We start from the raw sequence: 20,052 nt of genomic DNA on the forward strand, positions 1-20,052 counted from the left end.
TTGAAGCTACTTTAAAGAATCTGTAATAGATTTTGTTAGAATAGTATAGATTTTCTGCTGTTCGTTATTTAGTAGATGTAAATGATTTTCAATTGTTTTCTCATCATTTCTAACGGCAGGCCCTGTTTGTGCTTTCTTAGGTGAAAGCGTTTTTATTTTTTGTGCTGTTTCATCAATTAAAGGGTGTAAAATTTCAAAAGGAACCTTATTCTCAATACAAATATCATTTCCGATTTTATAAAGATGATTTGTAAAATTATTTACAAAAACAGCAGCAACATGTATGGCTTTTCTTTGTTCAGAATTAATAGCGTACGTCTTTTTTCCTATCGAATTTGCTAGTTTTTCAAGTAAAAGATAATCCTCTTCATTTTGTGCTTCCAAGCAAAAAGGAACCTTAGAAAAATCGACTTCTTTGTCTTTAGAAAATGTTTGTAACATATAGAACACACCTTTGTTTGTTGTGTTTTTTAAATCATCCATAGAAAAACTACCTGAAGTATGTACAACAAAAGAGTTTTTAATTTTTGATGAAACTTCTGCAATCGCAGCATCTGAAACAGCAAGAATGGTAATGTCTGCTTCCGGAATATTTTCTAATTTTCTTGAATTTATTTGTGTAACATTAATAGTATCAACTTTTAAGAAAGCATTTACTAAATGTTTTGCTACATTTCCATCTCCAATAATTACAATTGATATCATTATAGCGAAGATATTGAAAATTTATAGAAATTTAGAATTGCTTTTACTAAATTAGCTGATGTAAATTCAATAAATGAAAGATAAAAAAAAACTAGGAATAAATACCATTTGTACGCACATAGGGGAAGTTAAAGATGAACAGTTTAAAGGAGCCGTTTCACCGATATACATGTCTACTTCTTATGCTTTTGACGGTGTAGCTGTAAAACGGTATCCGAGGTATTTAAACACGCCAAATCAAGAAGCATTGGTGAAAAAAATTGCCGCTTTAGAAAAAACAGAGAATGCATTAATTTTTGGTTCTGGAATGGCAGCTGTTAGCACCACTTTATTTGCTTTTTTACAGAAAGGAGATCATATTGTCTTGCAACAAACGTTGTATGGAGGAACGTATAATTTGGTGGTAGAAGAGTTTGATAAATTCGGAATTGAATATTCGTTTACAAGTGATTTATCTATCGATTCTTTTCAGAAAGAGATTAAAAAAAATACCAAGGTTATATATATAGAGACTCCTTCGAATCCGTTATTAACAATTACAGATATGAAAGCAGTTTCTAAATTGGCAAAGTCCAAAGGAATTGTAACAATGATAGACAATACGTTTGCATCGCCAATAAACCAAACGCCAACTGATTTCGGAATTGATATTATGCTGCACTCTGCAACAAAATATATGGGAGGTCATTCAGATATTTTAGCTGGTGCAGTGGCTGCATCCAATAAACATATTGATAAGATTTGGAATACTGCCAAAAATCTAGGTGGAAGTTTGAGTGATATGACCGTTTGGATGCTAGAAAGAAGCTTAAAAACCTTGAATTTACGTGTGAAGCGTCAGAGTAAAAATGCCTTAAAAATGGCAAAATACTTGGCTGTAAATCAGGAAGTTTCTTACGTGTATTATCCAGGTTTAAAAGGGCATCCAGATTATAAATTAGCCAAAAAGCAAATGAAAAATTTTGGTGGAATGTTGTCTTTTGAACTAAAAGAAGGAATAGACGCCATGGAATTTCAAAATAATTTAAAATTGATAAAACCTTCGATGAGTTTGGCAGGAGTAGAAAGCACAATGCTAAGTCCTACACTAACTTCGCACGCACTATTATCTGCGGAAGAAAGAGCAAACCAAGGAATAAAAGACGGTTTAATTCGGTTTTCTGTTGGAATTGAAGAAACAAAAGATTTAATTGCAGACATTGAGCAGGCATTAGAGAAGTGTAAATAAAATAATTCGTACTGCGAGGAATGAAGTAATCTCTATTTAATTAAAAGATTACTTTAGTGTTCCTTTATTTGTAATGATTAAAAAATAAATAAATGAAACTAGATATATTAGCTTTTGGCGCGCACCCAGATGATGTAGAATTAGGTTGTGGCGCTACAATTACTAAAGAAGTTTCTTTAGGTAAAAAAGTAGGAATAATAGATTTAACGCGTGGCGAATTAGGAACGCGTGGTTCTGGAGAATTAAGAATTATTGAAGCAAATAATGCGGCAAAAATAATGGGTGTTGCTGTGCGTGAAAATCTAGGTTTTGCTGATGGATTTTTTACCAACGACAAAGAACATCAGTTAGAAATTATAAAAATGATTCGTAAATATAAACCAGAAATGGTGTTATGTAACGCAATTGACGATCGACACATTGATCATGGAAAAGGAAGTAAATTGGTTTCTGATGCTTGTTTTTTAAGCGGATTGCTAAAGATTGAAACGGAAGTAGCAGGGGAGCAACAAGAAAAATGGCGACCAAAACAAGTATATCATTATATTCAATGGAAAAATATAGAACCGCATTTTGTAGTGGATGTAACTGGTTTTATTGATAAAAAAACGGATGCGGTTTTAGCGTATTCGTCTCAGTTTTACGATCCTAAGAGTAGTGAGCCAGAAACACCAATTACAAGTAAAAACTTTATAGAGAGTATTAATTACCGCGCAAGAGATTTAGGAAGGTTGATTGGTGTTGAATACGCAGAAGGTTTTACGTCAGAGCGTTACGTTGCTGTAGAAAATTTAAGTAAATTAATTTAAGTTTTTATTGTTTTAGATTGTAAAAAAGAAGTATATTTGCACCCGAAATTACATGGTGGTTGTAGCTCAGTTGGTTAGAGTATCGGTTTGTGGTACCGAGGGTCGCGGGTTCGAATCCCGTCTTCCACCCAAAAATTAAATCCTTCTCATTTGAGAAGGATTTTTTTGTTGCTGCCATTTTAAAAAGAACTTAGAACTTCTAAAACTTCATTTCGTTTTCTAACAGAAACGGGTACATTAGAATTGTCGGTTAAAATTAAATAACCGCCATCAGACTTTATAAATTCTTTAATGTATTTTGTGTTTATCAAATGACTTTGATGCACTCTTAAAAAACCAACTTCCTTTAGTAAATCGGCATAAAATTTTAATGTTTTAGAAACGAGTAGCTTTTCGTTATTTTTAAAATAGAAAGTAGTGTAGTTATTATCTGATTTACAACGAATAATATTGCTTATACTGGCAACAATTATTTTTTCTGAAGTATGCAATGAAATCTTCTCTAACGTTACATTTGGTGTTATAATAGCTTGTTTTAATACGCTTAATTGGGCATTTTCTGGTTGTAGTTGATTCTTTGCTTTTTCTATAGCATTTGCTAAGTCATCATCTGAATAAGGCTTTAAAATGTAATCTATTGCAGCAAATTTAAAAGCTTTAATTGCATAGGCATCACTGGCAGTTACAAAGATTATTTTAGAGTTTAAATTTGGAAAAATTTCTAGAATATCAAAACCAGTTCCGTCACCTAGCATAATGTCTAAAAATAGCATATCAGGTTCCTTTTTTTGCAATAATTTTGCAGCTTCCACAACAGATTTTGCAGTTCCAATAATTTCAATTTCTTTATGATGCTTAGAAATATCATTCGATAACATTTCTAAAGCTAAAGAATTATCTTCTACTAAAATTGCCGTTGTTTTTTTCATAAATTTATAATTTTGACAGTGTAAAAACAGTAATTTCTGGTCTTACATTAAAACGGACTTGGTATAAATTACCCAATGCTCTATTGATATATAAAGTTCTACCATCGTTTAGATCGATTTCTCCGGCACTGTATCTTTTGTTTTTTACAGGTAAAATTGGCGGCTTCAAAAAAGGAGGTTTTACTTGTCCTCCATGAGTATGGCCCGATAAAATCCATCCTTTATAATTATTCCAGACGTCTAAATCACATACATCTGGGTTGTGACATAAAACAATATTGGCTTTGCTATCATCATATGCAGACATTATTTTATTTGGATTAAAATTCATACCCCAATAATCATCAATGCCCATAATATTTAAGCCGTTCATTTCTTTTTGTTCGTTAATTAAAATAGAAATACCAGCATTTTCTAAAATTTCTGTAATACTATCTGCAACATTTTGTTCTAACCAATCTTCTCCATAATCATGATTTCCTAAAACACCCGCAGTTCCTAATTTTCCTTTTACAGCAAATTTCATAACCTTCTTTAGTTGTTCGAACTGTTCTTCATTCTCATAAGAAACAAAATCGCCTGTGTAGACAACAAAATCTGGATTTAGCAATTTTGCTTTTTCAAAAGAATCTATGATGTATTGATAATTAAAACGATTTCCAACATGAATATCGCTAATCTGCAGTACTGTTTTGCCTATTAAATTATTTGGTAAATTTTTAATGGGCATATTTATTTTTACAAATTCTAGCCAAAAAGGTTCTATTTGCCAGCTATACAAACCAGTAGTTAAACCAATGCCAGTGGCTCCTAAAACGGTGTTTTTTATAAACTTTCTTCTTTCCATATTTTTTAGTAATCTGTTTTTAAAGGTATTTTAAACCAAACTTTAGTTCCTGAAATGGCTTTTTCTTTTTTAATTTCTTCCACAGAAAAAGTACTAAATTTAGAAAGGTTTTCTATTCTTTCTTTGGTTATTTTTAAAGCAACAGAGCTATGATTTTTAGTTTCTTTTTGAGACTGAAAAACTCCAATACCATTATCTGTTACTGTGCATTCTAAAAAACGATGTTTCACAGTAAATAGAATTTGAACCTTTCCCTCAGAACCAATTTTTGAAATCCCGTGTTTTATTGCATTTTCTACGAAAGGTTGTAACAACATTGGCGGAATCAAAATTTCTTCGGCATCCATATTATGTAGGTTCGTTTCAATAGAAAAATCAAACTTTTTTGAACTCATTTTTTGTTCTAAACTTAAATAGTTTTCTATGGTTTCAATTTCTTCTTTTAAACTGATTTCTTCTAACCTAGAATTATTTAAAATGCTTCTTAAAAGGATAGAAAACTGTGAGATTGTTGTATTTAGATCCTCTTTATTACCTGAATTACCCAACGCTTTTATTCCGTTTAAAACATTAAAAATAAAATGCGGATTCATTTGTAATTGCAATGCTTTTTGTTCTAAAGAGCGTAAATGATTTTCTAGTTTTAAAGCAGCTATTTTTTGTTGATTTTTCTTGTGAATTTTTTGAATATAGACTTCAATAATACCTGCTAAAAGCAAGCAAAAAAGAACGCCACATAAAACTAGAAACCAAATCTTTTTATAAATAGGAGTTGCAATAAGAAATGAGAATGTTTTAGAATTTATTTTTTTACTGTTTTTAAAGCGAGATTCAGCAATAAAATGATATTTACCAGGTTCTAAGCTCGCAAAATTTACTTGATTATTTGTGCCCCAAGGAGAAAATTGATTCTTTAATTGATATCTGAATTCGATATTTTTTGCATTGTTAATAGAAGTACTTTGCAATGAAAAAGAGATATTATTTTGACTCGGTTTTAGTTGTAATACATTGTTATAAGAATTCACATTTATAGTATCTACAGAAATATAATTTACAGTTACATCAGAAATATTTAAAGTTGGTTTTCCTATAATCTCAGATTTTTTTTTAATGTATAATTTTTTTTCAGTTGCAATCAAAATATTTTTTTCTGCATCTTCAAATACTGCCGTTATAGTATTAGAATTTAAATTACTATTGTACTTATTAATTCTTTTTTCAAAAATAAAAGTAGTATAATTTAAAACATCTATGCCATCATTTTTAGAAACCACATATAGTTTATTATTGATGTTTGAAATGCTAGAAATTTCGTTTTTAGAATACTTTTCTAGGAGTACATTTTTATCATTTAATTCTTGAATTTCACTATTATTTTTCACCACAAATAGCTTGTTTTCAATTTGTAGTAAAGAAGTATAATTCCCCTTTTGAATTAAATCTATTTTTTTAGGTTGAAACAAATCAGATAGAATCCAAAGTCCCGTGTTTGAGGCAATAACATACGTGCCTTTGTAAAAAATAAGATCATTTATACTTGAGAAATCTAATTTATAAGTTGTTTTTAAAGGTTCTAAAAGGGTTTTATTAAAATAAAGGATTCCTTGGTTTGAAGCTATGAAATACTTGTTATTATAACTAAATATTTTATGAATTGCTTTAGTATCAAAAGTTAAAAGTTGCTGGCGTGTTTTTAGATGTAAACTGTTGTTCTTTCCTATAAAAAGGGAATCGTTTTTAACTAAAATGGTATTTACTTTTTCTGAAGATTTGCCTATTTGAATATCATATTGTTTTATAGAAAGACCATCAAACTTTAAAACACCTTTGTTGGTTGCTAACCAAATATTATTAGATGCATCTTGTGATATTTCTTTAATTTTATAATTTTTAAATTCGTTAAAAACTGCTATTTCTTCAAAACTATTTTCTTGAGCATGAAGAGCATTTATCAGAAAAAAAGAGAAAAATAAAAGGAGCATTTTTATTATTTTCCATTGGTAAAGATAAATTGAAGATATTTTTTTAAGATATATTTTCATATAAACAAACTTACTAATTAAAACGTCATTACATCATTTTTAATTTTGTGTAATGACGTTTATCAAACTACAATTTCTATTCCAAATTAATTCATTCCATACAGACGTTTGTTACTTGTATCTGGTGCTACGTGTTGCAAATCTCCATAAGGTTTAATTAATGGCTTTAATACACACAAGCCAGTTGTTCTTCCGCTAATGACTAATTTACTACCGCTTACAGACCAATTCCATCTAAATTTTTCTACAGGAATGTTGTATTTCTCTAATTCAGCAAGTAATTCATCTTTTGATGCTATCCAGTCCTTAACATCGTTTGCCATTGTAAAATTAGGCATTTCATTATCAGAATTAAAGTAATCAAATTCCCATTTAATAGGTATTGTAAACTGCGTAGTGTATGCTTCACCAATATATCTTTCTTCTTCATTATTCAAGGTTTCATACCAATCGATATTTTTTTCTTCTGGATATTTTCTAGCAATTTCTTTCGATAAATCTATTTTTCCAGGAGAATATGCGGTTGGATAAAACACATAATAAGGTTGTGCCAAAGAGTGATCAGAAAATTTCCCCCCGAATATGGTGTGATAAGGAGAAGCCACAATTTTAGCATTTTCTGTGGTATGAAAAGCATCTTTCAAAGTCTTTAAAAGCGCTTTGTTCTCGATTAAACCAGAAGCGTGAAATATTATTTTAGAGTTGTTATTTACCACGTTTTTTAACTTTGGTAAAGTACCTTGTGTAATGGTTCTTCTTAAGGTTTCTGAAGTGATTTTTTCTCCTCTAACCACCGTTTCTAAATGCATGCCTTTATAAGGATTGCTTTTATTTACGATATGAATTTCACTAAAAGGATGTTGATTTCCGTTTGTATTTAACCACAGAATTATTTCTTCTAAAGAATACTTACCATCAATTACTTTTAATCCTTTTTCTTGAAAATAAGTTCTTGCGTTCGAGTAAAAAGTTTCATTTCCTTTGTCGAAACCTGCTATAAAAACAACGGGTTTCTGATAAGTTATTTCTTTAGAAATAGAAGCTTTCTCTACAATAATTGCGGTTTCATTTCCTTTTTTAGATGCTGAAGAACCGCAACCAATAAAGGTGCTTGTTGCTATAAATACTGCTGATACTACTGCTGTTTTTTTTAAGAATTTTTTCATAATTTCTACTTTTTTAAATGTTAATACACTGTAAAAGTAGCTTGGAAGTAAAGTTAAATTTTGGCTGTTTTAGAATTCGTATATGATGAATTAGAATTCGTTACTTAGAGCGTTCTTATTATTTTATTTCTTCGATTACACGCTTTAAAATTTTATTTGCTTAAATTTAAAATCTAATCGAACTTTATAATTATGAAAACGATATTTAAATTAAGTATCTTCTTACTTTCTTTTGCACTTTTTTCTCAAAAAGGCGCTGTTCATTTTACTTTAAAACCAACGTTAACACCAGATGGAAGTGAAGTTATCTTCAGCTATCAAGGAGATTTATGGAAAGTGAATTCTAATGGCGGTACAACATTTAGACTAACTGCAATGGACGGAACAGAAACAGACCCAAGTGTTTCTCCTGATGGAAAATGGTTGGCTTTTTCTAGCAATCAATATGGCAATTACGATGTATATATAATGCCTTTAAAAGGCGGAGAAATTACCCAACTTACTTTTCACCAAGGGAATGACATGGTTGCTTCTTGGAATTGGGATAGTAAAACCATCAATTTTACATCTAACAGATATAATGCTACTTCTAATTTCACCATTTCTATTGCTGGCGAAACTCCAAAAAGAACATTTCCTCATTATTTTAATACCGTTCATAACGCTGTACAACACCCAATAACAAAAGATATTTATTTTAATGAATCTTGGGAAAGTGCTGCTTTTGCCCATAGAAAAAGGTATAAAGGAGATTACAACCCTGATATAAAATCATATAATATTGTCACTCAGAAATTTACAAAACATACTTCTTATAGAGGAAAAGATTTTGGTGCAACGATTGATGAAAAAGGGAATGTTTACTTTAAATCTGATGAATATAAAGATGAATACAATTTATATACTTTTGAAAGCGGAACTAAAAAAAGACTTACAAATTTCTCTACATCTATTATGTGGCCTAAAGTGAGTGCCAATGGAGAGAAAATTGTTTTTAGAAAAGATTACCAATTATATGTGTATGATGTTGCCTCAAAATCTTCTAATGAATTAAAAATTAACATCAATAATAATAATACAATTACTAAAAAACAATCTTACAACGTAAAAGGAAAAATTACTTTTTTTGATGTTTCTCCGGATGGGAAAAAGATGGCTTTTGTTTCTAGAGGAAAATTATTTGTTTCTGACGTAGAAGGGAAATTTGTAAAAGAAATTCCTACAGAAAACACAGAAGCTGTTCAGGAAGTAAAGTGGTTGAAAAATAACACTTCACTTTTGTATTCTAGATCTTACAAAGGGTATTACAACTGGTTTGTTGTTGATGCTGAGAATAGTGAATCTACAAAACAGCTTACCAAAAATGACATGAATAATAGGCAGCTTACTTTTGATAAAGAAATGACAAAAGGTGTTTATTTAAGAGGTAGAAATGAAATTTATACGATCGATTTAAAAACTTTTAAGAGTGATTTGGTTGTAAAAGATGAACTTTGGGGATTCTACAACGCAAATCCATATTTTTCTCCTGATGGAAAATACATTGCTTACAATGCGTATCGAGATTTTGAAGCTGATATATTTGTCTATAATACAGCATCTAAAAACACCATAAATCTTACAAATACAAAGGTTTCTGAGCTTCAACCAATTTGGTCTGAAGATGGAAGATTTATTTATTTCACTTCAGAAAGAACTGCTCCTAGTTTTCCTAGTGGTGGAAACGGAAAGTCGAAAGTATATCAAATGGCTTTGGATAAATATGAGAAACCTTTTAAAATGGACAAGTTAAAAGAGTTGTTCGTAAAAAAGGATACTACTAAAAAAGATAAAAAGGAAGAAAACGTAACTGTTGGGATAAACAGTAAAGGGTTAATGGATAGGTTGACTAGAATTAGCCCAAGATTTGGAAATCAAGCAAATATTTCTGTGATAACTGAAGGCGATAAAACGCATGTACTATACATTTCTAATCACGATGAAGGCAAAAATAAATTATGGAAAACAACCATAGCACCTTTTGAGAGCGATAAAACAGAAAGTTTAGGAGACAAAGGAGTTTTTGGATACCAGCATGTAGCGTCAAAAAAGAAACATTATGTATTGGTAAGTGGCGTTATTAATTCCCTAAACTTAAGTACAAACAAATTAAAAGTAATTGCTATAGATTCTAAATTCAACAAGTCTTTGTCAAACGAATTTGAGCAAATGTATTTTGAAGCTTGGGCGGGAATGGAAGAGAATTTTTATGATGAAAATTTTCACGGACAAAATTGGCAAAAACTAAGAGATCGTTATGCAGAGTTTTTACCTTTTATTACCAATAGAGCAGATTTACGTTTGATTTTTAATGATATGTTGGGTGAATTAAATACGTCTCATTTTGGGTTTAATTCAAACGGTTCTGAAGAAAAAATCTATTACGGAACCAAAACTTTAGCTACCGGAATAACATTTAAAAACGACAAGCCGTTTATGGTTGAAAGAATTGTTTCTGAAAGCCCTGTTGATGTTAAAAATAAAAACATTAGAAAAGGTGATGTGTTAATTGCTGTGAATGGAGTAGGAGTTGATACCAATAAAAACAGAGAATCTTACTTTACAAATCCTGATACTAAAGACGAGATTAAATTGACTTTCTCTAGAAATAAAGAGGAATTTAGTGTTTACATTCATGCTACAAATTATGGAGATATTAAAAGTTTGATGTATGATGAATGGCAAGATGAAAATCAAAAACATGTAGATGAAAAGACAAATAATGAGATTGCTTATGTGCACATGAAAAATATGAGTGGTGGAGAACTAACCAAGTTTTATGAAGATTTAATGAGCAATGAAGCGTACAAAAAAGGATTAATTTTAGATTTAAGGTACAATACAGGAGGAAATGTACACGACCCTGTTTTAAACTTTTTGCAACAAAAAAAATACTTAAACTGGAAATATAGAGAAGGCAAATTGGCAAGTCAATCTAATTTTAGTTATGGTAATAAACCCATTGTTTTGTTAATAAATGAGCAATCTCTTTCGGATGCAGAAATGACCGCTGCAGGTTTTAAAGAACTCGGTTTGGGTACTATTGTAGGAACAGAAACCTACAGATGGATTATTTTTACCACCAGTAAATCTTTAGTTGATGGCTCTTCATACAGATTGCCTTCTTGGGGTTGTTATACGTTAGATGGTAAAGATTTAGAATTAACAGGAGTTTCACCAGATGTATATGTTGGTAAAGATTTTAAAGATAGATTACAAAATAATACACCTCAATTAGATAAAGCTATTGCCATTTTAATGAAAAAAATAAAGTAGTTAAGTATCTTAAAGAACAATTTTAATTAAGAGACCATACAGGTTCTTGTGCTGTATTTAATTCAGTATTAAAACTGTACGGTCTCTATGTTTATCTATGCGGTTGTCATTTCGAAAAGAGCTTTTAGCGGTGGAGAAATCTCATAATTTTAAACCAAAACTAGAGATCAATAAAATGAATTAGAATTCGTTATAATTAATTTAATATAAACGTATAATCTACGTCTTCTGGTGATAAAATTTCTTTTTTAAAGTTACTTTTAATTTTTAAAAGTACTTTAAGTTCTTCAAACTCATAAACATTAAAAATTAAAATTAAATTTTGATGATATGTTTGTATTGGAATTTTTCTTTTTTGAGTTGTATTCGCATAATGTGTGAACCAATATGCTGTATCTACTTTAGAAATGTAATTTTTAAACTGAATTAACTCCTCTAATTCAAATTGAAAAAAGACATTGTTAAATGTTAAACTATATGTTTCACAACCCATGCAAACAGATAACTCTCCACATTTAACACTTGATATTATTTTAGTTTTATGGCACATTTTTTTATTTTTAGTAACAATCAGACTTAATTTGATTATTTTCTTGAAACTTTTCTAACGGAGTTTTTAAATAAGAAATTGTTATTTCTTCCAAGGCTTTTAGCACTCCTTTTTGCATACTTATAGAACCACAAATCATAATACAATTTCCCTTCTCTAAAGTATCCGCAATTATTTTGGGATGCTTTTGTATGATATCTTGAACATATGTCTTTTCTTTTTGTTCTTGAGAAAAAGCAGTATAAAATGAGGTTAACGATTTATTTTTAACTGCTTTTTCAATATTATTTTTATAAATTTCTAGTGAATTTTTTGTTCTTCCTCCCCAAAATAAATGAATCTTTGGGTTTGATTTTTTTTCATTAATCATGCCTAAAAAAGGAGCAATTCCTGTTCCGTTTGCAATTAAAACAACTTCTTTTGCTTTTTTTGGTAGATGAAATTTTTTATTTTTTTGAATGTGAGCAATAAATTTTTCGTCCTTATGTAAGTTGTTAAAATAATTAGAGCAAAGGCCAAGTTCGTGTTTTTTAATACTCAATAAAATAGTATTATCTATTTTCCCTATAGAATATAAACGATTTTTAGTTTCATTTTCTGGTGTGATAGAAAGCAAATCTCCAGAGTTAAATTTTATTTTTTTGCTTGGTTTTAGTTGAATTAAAAAGGTTTCATCAGTATTAATTATGGTTTTGTTTAGAACTTTATAATAATGTTCTTTCTTTTTAGAAACTTGTAAATGTTCTTTCTTTATTTGAAGGTTAATTTTATGGAATTTACTCCATTCTTTTATCCATTTATTAAATTCAGAAAAAGACTGATTATTTATTTTAAAAATTGGCGAACATGGTATAAAGTTTATGTGAAGTTGCAAAGTAGCATGTACTAAAATTGCAAACTTACAGAAGTCTGGATACTCTTTGGAACCAAAACCAAGCACAGAGAAATTCAGAATCTTTTTTTGATTGGTTTTTTCAATTTTTTGAATAAATTTTGAAGCATTTACTGGCGCTTCACCTTCACCATAAGTAGCGGTAAAAATGACAATGTTTTGAGCCTTTTTATACGTTGCATATTCATTTAATTCTGAGATGAAAACCGTTTTATTTGCTGTTAATAAAGCATTGTAAAATGTAGTAGCAAAGTTAAAAGTACTTCCTGTTTCAGATCCCACAAGAATAATAAATTCGGCTTCGTCTTTGGTAAATTTATTTTTTGCGGACGTAGTTTTCTTTCTTCTCTTTAAAGTCATAGAAAAACCAGAGAAAATAAAGAATAATATGGCAAAACAAGCGAGTAATAAGATGATAGACCATAAAATAGAACCTTGTCCAGTATGCAAGATTAAACTGTAATAAGAACCTAAAGCAACTAAAGACTGTTTTTTCTGACTCACAATTTGCCCTGTAAATTGATGAATTGCTACTTCTTTATCAGTAAGTTTTACAAAGAAATAATCTTCTTCATCCGTAGAAAATGGGAATTCTATTTTTTTGACTTCCGCTAATTTTGTTGATTTAAAAATGACAAAATCTGCAACATTAATTTTTTCAACATTTTTTTTCTGTTCAATATTTTGATGTCTAGCAGAGTCTTTAGGTAATAAAGAGAATTTTTCTAACGACAAGTAAACGCCTGTTATGGTAACAATTAGTATGGGAATTAACGCATACCTTCCAATAATTATGTGATAATATTGATTGAAATCTTCTTTGATAATTTTAGAGAAAAACTTAGAAAAACCACCTTGTCTTTTAGCTATTAAAAGAATTCCTGTAATAGCTATTAAAAAGAGTAATAAAGACACAAAACCAATAAGAAACCTACCCGTAGATTTTAAGAACAAAGAGCGATGCAAGTTTGTAGCAAATTCGAAAATGGGCTTCTTTTCTATCATCTCTCCAATCTTGTTTCCGGTTTTAGGATTGATATAAAAAGTTTCGCTTTTACCTTTTTCTGAAATAATATTTACTGAAACAAAATCATTTTCGTCAATATCTATTGTTAATACTTCGCCATATTTCTGTTGTAAAATATTAATTGTTTCATCCATAGAAACTTCAGTAAGATTTACAGTATCAAAGGAGTTTAATTTGTTTGAAATCGGTTCAAAAGCTAAAATAATACCAGTAATAGAGGCGATTATAATAAATAAAGCAGAAGATATAGCCAACGTTAAGTGGCTATACCTCCAAATAGAAATTGTCATTTTTTTTTTATTGTGGTAACATTCTTATGTATCGGATAAATCCTTTTCCTTCAATTTTAGACTTTAAATTTGCTGCGGTCAATTCAAACTCTACATCATCTTTATGATATTTTTGATCTTCTACAGCTGTTTCAAACCGAATTTTATATCCTTTATCTACCTTATCATTATCAATTCTAAGAATACTAATGGTACGCTGACCACCACTAATTGTTGCGCCTGTAATAGCATCGATATCTGCTCTTTTTTTACCTTGAAAATTCCACCATTCTCTAATATCAAAATACCACTCATCATCATCACCTTGCACATATAAAGTCTCTGCATATTCACCTTTTGGGTTTAATAATGAAACCACTACATAAGCACCTTCACCAGTGTAGTTTTTCATTTGAATCATGCATTTGTATGGAGAACTTTCATTCATTTTTTTAAAGCTGAACAAGGCAGTTATTGCCAATAGAAATACAGGAATAAGAAGTACTATTTTTTTAGTTTTCATGTTTGAATTTTATTTTAGAAAGTTGATGTTGTGTTTTTTTAACAATTCATTTTCAGATGCTAAATCAAAAATAGATTCATCAAATGCTGTTTTTACATTTTTATCTGCGTTAATACTTAATAAGTATTTTATAATCTTGTCATCTTTAGCTTTCATCACAGCGATTTGTAATGCAGATAAATTTTCTTTATTTAGAGCATTTACATTAATTTTAAAAACAGCTAACCTTTTTAATAATGGTAAATTATTTCTTTCAGTAGCAATGTGTAATAACGTATTTTCAGAATTCTGAAGTTGATTTATAACCAATCCATTTTTTTCTAAAACTTTTAGTTTTGATTCAAAAATTGCGGGTTTACTCGCTCTAAAACTGTTTATTAAATAATAAGAAAGCGTATTATCATCTTTATCTACTGTATGAATAGCAGCATCTTTTTCTAATAAAAACTGAACAACATCAATTGAATTTCTGTTTACAGCCATAGCTAAAGCAGAACGGCCATCATTATTTTTTAAATTAATGTTTTTTACATCTTTTGATAAAAACTGAACAACTTCTAAAGAATTGTTATTTGCAGCATTCATAAATGGAGAATTTCCATCTTCATCTTGTAAATTAACAGCTACACCTTTTTCAATAAAATATTTAAATTCAGATAGTTTTGAACTGTTTTTCGCGATAAAATGAAGGGAGTTTCTATTTTTATGATCAATCCCATTCGGATTTACGCCACTTTTTTCTAAAAATTGATAGGTCTCTAAAGTGTTTTTTTTATTTCTAGAACCTTGACTCGCAAAAATCATTGCATGATTACCTTTGTCAATTCCTTTTTCTAAAAGTATCTTCAAAAATTTTGTGTTTCCTCCTTTTGCAGCATATTCGAAAAGTCCGTTTCCGTTAGTATCTTTGTCATTTAAAGAAGCTCCTTTTGTAGTAAAATAGTCTACAAGTTTAAAATCTGTTAAATGAGAAGCAACCAACAATAAAGCATTTGCGCCATCATGATTTTTCTCTTGGGTGATATCTGCGCCAATTTCAAAGCTATATTTATAGAGTTCTAAATTTAATTGACCTGCCGAAGCAGCAAAGTTCATAAACGTGTTTCCATGTGTATCAATTATAGTTGTTTTCGCACCTTTAGAAAAAACATGTTTCATTATTTCTATGTTGTCTTTATATGCGGCCCAGAAAATGTAAGTTCGCCCATCATGCGTTTTTTTGTTAACGCCATTTCCTTCTTTAGATATAAGATATTTTATGGTTTTATTAGCTGTCTTGTTCAAAATAGCATAAACTACAGCATCAAATGCATTGCTACTTAAAGCTGCAATATCATTTCCTTCATTAATTTTTTGATCTATAGTTTCTATACTGGGGTTCGTTTTCCAAAATTTAGCATCCAAAAAAATATTCTTTTTTTGAGCTGAAATAGAAATACTAGAAATTATAGTAATAACGACTAGTAGTTGTTTTAATGTATTCATTTTTCTTATTTTTTTACAAATGATTCAATAATATCGTTCAATTCTTTCTTTTCAATAACAGTATCCGTAAATAAGTGTTTGTATAAAGGTTTGTTGTCTACCTTCGTTTCTAATGTTAAATCTGTATTTCTACTAAAAATGTCTTCCCATTTATTTCTAACCAATTGCCATTTACTATTTTTTTCCTTCCACCAATCTGAAGCTGCTTTACATTTACTATCGGCAACTTTAACATAGGTATTGTATCCTTTCTCTTTTGCTATTATTAAATCTTCTTCACCTGGTTTACGTTGCACTTTGCTATTATCTTGGTCATGAACCCAACCATCATTAGTAATTTCATGTCTGTTTCCTCTTAAAGTAATATTGTAATCGCTTCTTTTTGTATATTCTCTTCTTGGTAAAGGAGCAGTCGTTTTGTTTTCCCAATAGCTTTTTCCATCTACGTGCACCCAAGTTCCAGAACCTTCGTAACGCGGACTGTCATCTACTTGATATACTTTTTGAGTCCATTGTTTCTTAACATCTTTCTTATTCTTTCTGTTGAATGTCCAATTATTATTTCCATTAAAAGTATAAAAATCAGTGTTTTGATACATCCAATCTTGTCTCCAATGCTTTATAATCATTGGATTTGTAGGAATACCAACTTGTAATATATGCTGAATAGAAATTTATTATTTTTATCTTCTACCAAACCAGCCCATTCCAAACCTTTGTCAACCTTCGTTTTAGAAGCCTTATAAGTGGAGTCTTTGCTGTAATTAAAAGTTTCAGCAAAATTAAAAGTTACCTCAAAACAACCACACATTTCTTTGATGGCATTTTGGTCTTTAGTTTTTTTACTTTGTGCATTTACAGAAATTGTTAGTAGAAGAATTAAGCTACTAAATAATAATTTATTCATTATTTGTTTTTTATGGTTTGTATTAATTTCCGACAAAAATATAAATTTTATTTAGATTGAATTAAAATAAGAACATATATTTGTCGAAAATTATTAAGAATGTTTCTAAATAAAGAAATTACGATTGTATGTATGTTATTCACTTTATCCTTTTTCTGTCAAGAGAAAACAAAGGATTCTACAGAAGTGACCATTTTAGATGAAGTTGTTATTACCGGACAATACAATCCGCAGTCCATAAAAAAGTCAGTACACAATGTCACTATTATAAGAAGAGCTCAGATAGAAAGGCAAGCAGCCAATAATTTAGCAGATTTATTAAACTTCAATTTAAACCTAACAATTGTACCCAGTTCTCAAACAGGGAAGTCTACTATTTCTTTCTTCGGATTAGATGCTCAATATTTTAATATTTTGGTTGATAACATTCCTTTAGTAAGTGATAACGGACTTGGAAATAACATCGATTTAACGCAAATTAATTTAGATGATGTAGAGCGTATAGAAATTGTAGAAGGCGCAATGGGAGTAGCGTATGGCGCAAATGCTGTATCTGGCGTTATAAATATTATCACCAAAAAATCGATAGATAATAAGTGGAATATCAAAGCATCTTTACAAGAAGAAACAGTGCGTCATGAATATGCTTGGTTTGATGAAGGTAGACACATACAAGCGTTAAGTGTAGCCCATAATATTACTGAAAATTGGTTTGCTAGAGTTGGCGTAAACCACAATCAATTTGCAGGTTTTTACAATGGAAAACAAGGTGGAAGCTATTATAAAAATGATGGTTTAAGAGGGTATGATTGGTTGCCAAAAGAACAATTAAATACCAATGCTTTTGTACATTATAAAAAAGAAAAATTTCAACTATTTTATAAGTTAGAATACTTTAATGAACTTATCAATTACTATGATGCTACGGTGAGAGCTAATATAGATACAGATGCACAAACGAGTAATCCGTCTGCAACAGATAAGAATTTTAGAACGCATCGGTTTGTAAATAATGTAAACCTTGTAGGAAGTTTAAATTCGGGTGTAAAATATAATGTAGCACTTTCTTATCAAGTGCAAAAACGATATTTAAATGAATTTAATTATTACATTTTAAGTAAAGAAAAAAGTAATGAAACCGATGAATTACAACAGTCTTCTAAAGTTTTCTTTTCTAAAGGAAGTATTAATAATCTTGTAAAAAGTAGTCTTTTTAACTTTCAATTAGGCTATGAAACAAGGTTTATAAGTGGTTTTGATTCGCAAGCTTCTGGTGATGTTACACAACAAGATAAAACACAATCTCAGAATAATTACGCATTTTATGGTTCTTCTGAATTTAAGTTTTCAGAAGCTTTTTTAGTAAGACCAGGCATACGATATGAATACAATTCTTTATTCAAATCTAAAATATTAGCATCTGTTAGTGCGCGTTACTTAATGAAAAACGGTTTTGAATTGCGTGGTAATGTAGGCACATCCTACAGAACGCCCAATTTCGAAGAACTGTATTATTACTTCGTAGATTCTAATCACGATGTGAGAGGAAATGCAAATTTAAATTCAGAAAACGGAATTACAGCATTCATCAACCTAAAAAAATACAGTTACATCAACGATTTTTCATTATTAAATACTTTAAAAATCAGTTATTTAGACGTCTCCGATAAAATAGATTTAGCCATTGTAAATCCTACTCCGTTACAATATCAATACATTAATATCGATGCCTATAAATTATGGGGAATCTCCTCTGAAAACAGTATAAGAAAAGACAATTGGACCTTTAATTTAGGTGCCACATTGCAAGGTATTTCTAGGATAGCAAACAATGAGGTAAACGCAGAAAACGACTTTTTGTATTCATTTCAATTAAATACAAGTCTAAATTATAACATCAAAAAATGGAATACTGCAGTTACTATTTTGCTTAAACATAATGGAAATCAGCAAAATTATATTGCATTATCAACAAATGAAAACGGAAATTCTATTTTTTCTAAATCTACTACAAGTGCTTATAATTGGCTAGATGCTTCCCTAAAAAAATCATTCTTTAAAGATAAAATTCAAGCCACTTTGGGCGGAAGAAACTTATTTGATGTGACGAATGTAAATGTAAGTAATGCAAGTACATCTGGAACTCATACGTCTAATAATAGCGCTCTTTTATTGGGTTATGGGCGCTCTTATTACTTAAAACTATTATATAACCTTAATTTTTAAATAACTAATTATCAAATATTAAAATCATGACAAACAAATTTTTAACTTTTATTTTATGTGCAACTGTATTTTCTTTTACAAGTTGTAATTCAGAAGATACACCAATAGCACCCATAATTGTAGTAATTGATGGCGCAGCAGTTTCACCAGAAGTTGGTGGACCAAATGAACCAAACCAAGTGTATATCGATTTAAGCTCAAATACTTCTACAGCAGTGCGAAGAGATTCTTGGGATTTAGGTTTTTACGCTGGTTCAGATTTTAGAGTAACCTTAAATGGAGCCGTTTATATGGCAGCAGCAAAGTTGTCTGTAACAGATATAGATGCGGTAAATTCCGCTTCTGCAGAAGTACAAGAGTTGCAAACAAAAGTAGCCGTTGGTACTTATGATGCAGAAAATATTGTTTACGTAGATGCACCAAATGGTGATATTAAAAAGACAGCAATTGCAGAAATTTCTAATACGGATGTAAACAATAATGTGTATTTATTAAACTTAGGATATGAAATTGGTACAGATACACCGGCAACGGGAAGTGTTGCTGTTTCTGGTGACGCTAGAGGTTGGAAAAAAATTAGAATCTTAAAAAGTGGAAATTCTTACGTTTTACAATATGCAGATTTAGATGCTACATCTCATAAAGAAGTAACAATTTCTAAAAGTACAACGCATAATTTTACCTTTTTTAACATTAACACAGAAAGTGAAGCTCTTGTAGCACCAAAGAAAGAAAATTGGGATTTAAACTTCACTGTTTTTACCAATGAAATTAAAGGGTATGGTTCTTATGGTTATTCCGATTTTATTACAAATAATACAAAAGCAGCGGCAACAGTTTATATGATAGATACAGAAGAGACTTCTTTTACTTATGATAGCTTTTCTTTAACAGACATAGATGCTACCAAATTTACAACAGACCAACGTAGCATTGGAAGTAGTTGGAGAAATGGAGGTGGTCCAGGAAGTTTACCATCCTTAAAAGAAAATGTATTTTACGTTGTAAATGATACAGATGGTAATTTATATAAACTACAGTTTTTAGCTTTTACAAATGAAGCAGGAGAACGAGGGTATCCTAAATTTGTGTACAGCTTATTACTATAATTAAAAATTTTAAGTGATTC

Annotated in this window: 14 protein-coding genes, 1 tRNA gene and 1 pseudogene; 6 read left to right on the top strand and 10 right to left on the bottom strand. The window is 29.9% G+C overall.

Translation table 11 applies throughout. The annotated features are described in order from the left end of the window. Positions 1-6 precede the first annotated feature (6 nt). On the bottom strand, positions 7-705 hold the full coding sequence (locus tag ES045_RS03105) for a Rossmann-like and DUF2520 domain-containing protein (protein ID WP_147112272.1): 699 nt from the start codon (positions 703-705) through the stop codon (positions 7-9). Between the two features lie 73 nt (positions 706-778). Between ES045_RS03105 and ES045_RS03110 the strand changes: the two genes are divergently transcribed. From ES045_RS03110 to ES045_RS03120, 3 genes are all read left to right on the top strand, one after another. Further along, positions 779-1,933, top strand: a complete 1,155-nt coding sequence (locus ES045_RS03110; protein ID WP_147112275.1) for a trans-sulfuration enzyme family protein — start codon at positions 779-781, stop codon at positions 1,931-1,933. 92 nt (positions 1,934-2,025) lie between these two features. Then, positions 2,026-2,742: a bacillithiol biosynthesis deacetylase BshB1 gene (gene bshB1, locus ES045_RS03115; RefSeq protein WP_147112277.1), complete on the top strand. Its 717-nt coding sequence runs from the start codon at positions 2,026-2,028 to the stop codon at positions 2,740-2,742. Positions 2,743-2,796: 54 nt separating this feature from the next. After that, positions 2,797-2,872, top strand: a tRNA-His gene (locus tag ES045_RS03120). A gap of 49 nt (positions 2,873-2,921) precedes the next feature. Here the strand turns inward: ES045_RS03120 and ES045_RS03125 are convergent. The 4 genes from ES045_RS03125 to ES045_RS03140 form a co-directional block, all read right to left on the bottom strand. Continuing rightward, complete coding sequence (locus ES045_RS03125; protein ID WP_147112279.1) at positions 2,922-3,671, bottom strand: LytR/AlgR family response regulator transcription factor; 750 nt, start codon at positions 3,669-3,671, stop codon at positions 2,922-2,924. Between the two features lie 4 nt (positions 3,672-3,675). Continuing rightward, entirely contained in the window at positions 3,676-4,518 is an 843-nt protein-coding gene (locus tag ES045_RS03130; protein WP_147112282.1) for a metallophosphoesterase, read from the bottom strand. A 5-nt stretch (positions 4,519-4,523) separates the two neighbouring features. Continuing rightward, the gene (locus tag ES045_RS03135) at positions 4,524-6,503 is read right to left on the bottom strand and encodes a histidine kinase (RefSeq protein WP_189663016.1); all 1,980 of its coding nucleotides are present in this window, start codon (positions 6,501-6,503) and stop codon (positions 4,524-4,526) included. 146 nt (positions 6,504-6,649) lie between these two features. After that, a complete protein-coding gene (locus ES045_RS03140; RefSeq protein ID WP_147112290.1) occupies positions 6,650-7,729 on the bottom strand; it encodes a hypothetical protein in 1,080 nt (359 codons plus the stop codon). A gap of 192 nt (positions 7,730-7,921) precedes the next feature. On the opposite strand from ES045_RS03140, the gene ES045_RS03145 reads away from it, so the two are divergent. After that, a complete protein-coding gene (locus ES045_RS03145) occupies positions 7,922-11,044 on the top strand; it encodes a S41 family peptidase (protein WP_189663017.1) in 3,123 nt (1,040 codons plus the stop codon). Between the two features lie 196 nt (positions 11,045-11,240). Here the strand turns inward: ES045_RS03145 and ES045_RS03150 are convergent, their stop codons facing one another. The 5 genes and pseudogenes from ES045_RS03150 to ES045_RS03170 form a co-directional block, all read right to left on the bottom strand. After that, a complete protein-coding gene (locus ES045_RS03150; protein ID WP_223267168.1) occupies positions 11,241-11,594 on the bottom strand; it encodes a DUF6686 family protein in 354 nt (117 codons plus the stop codon). 10 nt (positions 11,595-11,604) lie between these two features. Further along, a complete protein-coding gene (locus tag ES045_RS03155; RefSeq protein ID WP_189663018.1) occupies positions 11,605-13,803 on the bottom strand; it encodes a PepSY domain-containing protein in 2,199 nt (732 codons plus the stop codon). Between the two features lie 7 nt (positions 13,804-13,810). Continuing rightward, entirely contained in the window at positions 13,811-14,305 is a 495-nt protein-coding gene (locus tag ES045_RS03160) for a DUF2271 domain-containing protein (protein WP_147112296.1), read from the bottom strand. 9 nt (positions 14,306-14,314) lie between these two features. Then, the gene (locus ES045_RS03165; RefSeq protein WP_147112299.1) at positions 14,315-15,790 is read right to left on the bottom strand and encodes an ankyrin repeat domain-containing protein; all 1,476 of its coding nucleotides are present in this window, start codon (positions 15,788-15,790) and stop codon (positions 14,315-14,317) included. Positions 15,791-15,795: 5 nt separating this feature from the next. Continuing rightward, positions 15,796-16,697, bottom strand: a pseudogene (locus ES045_RS03170) (DUF6607 family protein). A 99-nt stretch (positions 16,698-16,796) separates the two neighbouring features. Here ES045_RS03170 and ES045_RS03175 point away from each other — a divergent pair. Beyond that, complete coding sequence (locus tag ES045_RS03175) at positions 16,797-18,923, top strand: TonB-dependent receptor plug domain-containing protein (protein ID WP_147112302.1); 2,127 nt, start codon at positions 16,797-16,799, stop codon at positions 18,921-18,923. A 26-nt stretch (positions 18,924-18,949) separates the two neighbouring features. Beyond that, positions 18,950-20,032 carry an HmuY family protein gene (locus ES045_RS03180; protein ID WP_147112305.1) on the top strand — a complete coding sequence of 361 codons (1,083 nt, stop codon included), beginning with the start codon at positions 18,950-18,952 and terminating at the stop codon, positions 20,030-20,032. Positions 20,033-20,052 lie beyond the last annotated feature (20 nt).

It is taken from the genome of Polaribacter sp. IC073, assembly GCF_007997075.1.
Classification (GTDB): domain Bacteria; phylum Bacteroidota; class Bacteroidia; order Flavobacteriales; family Flavobacteriaceae; genus Polaribacter.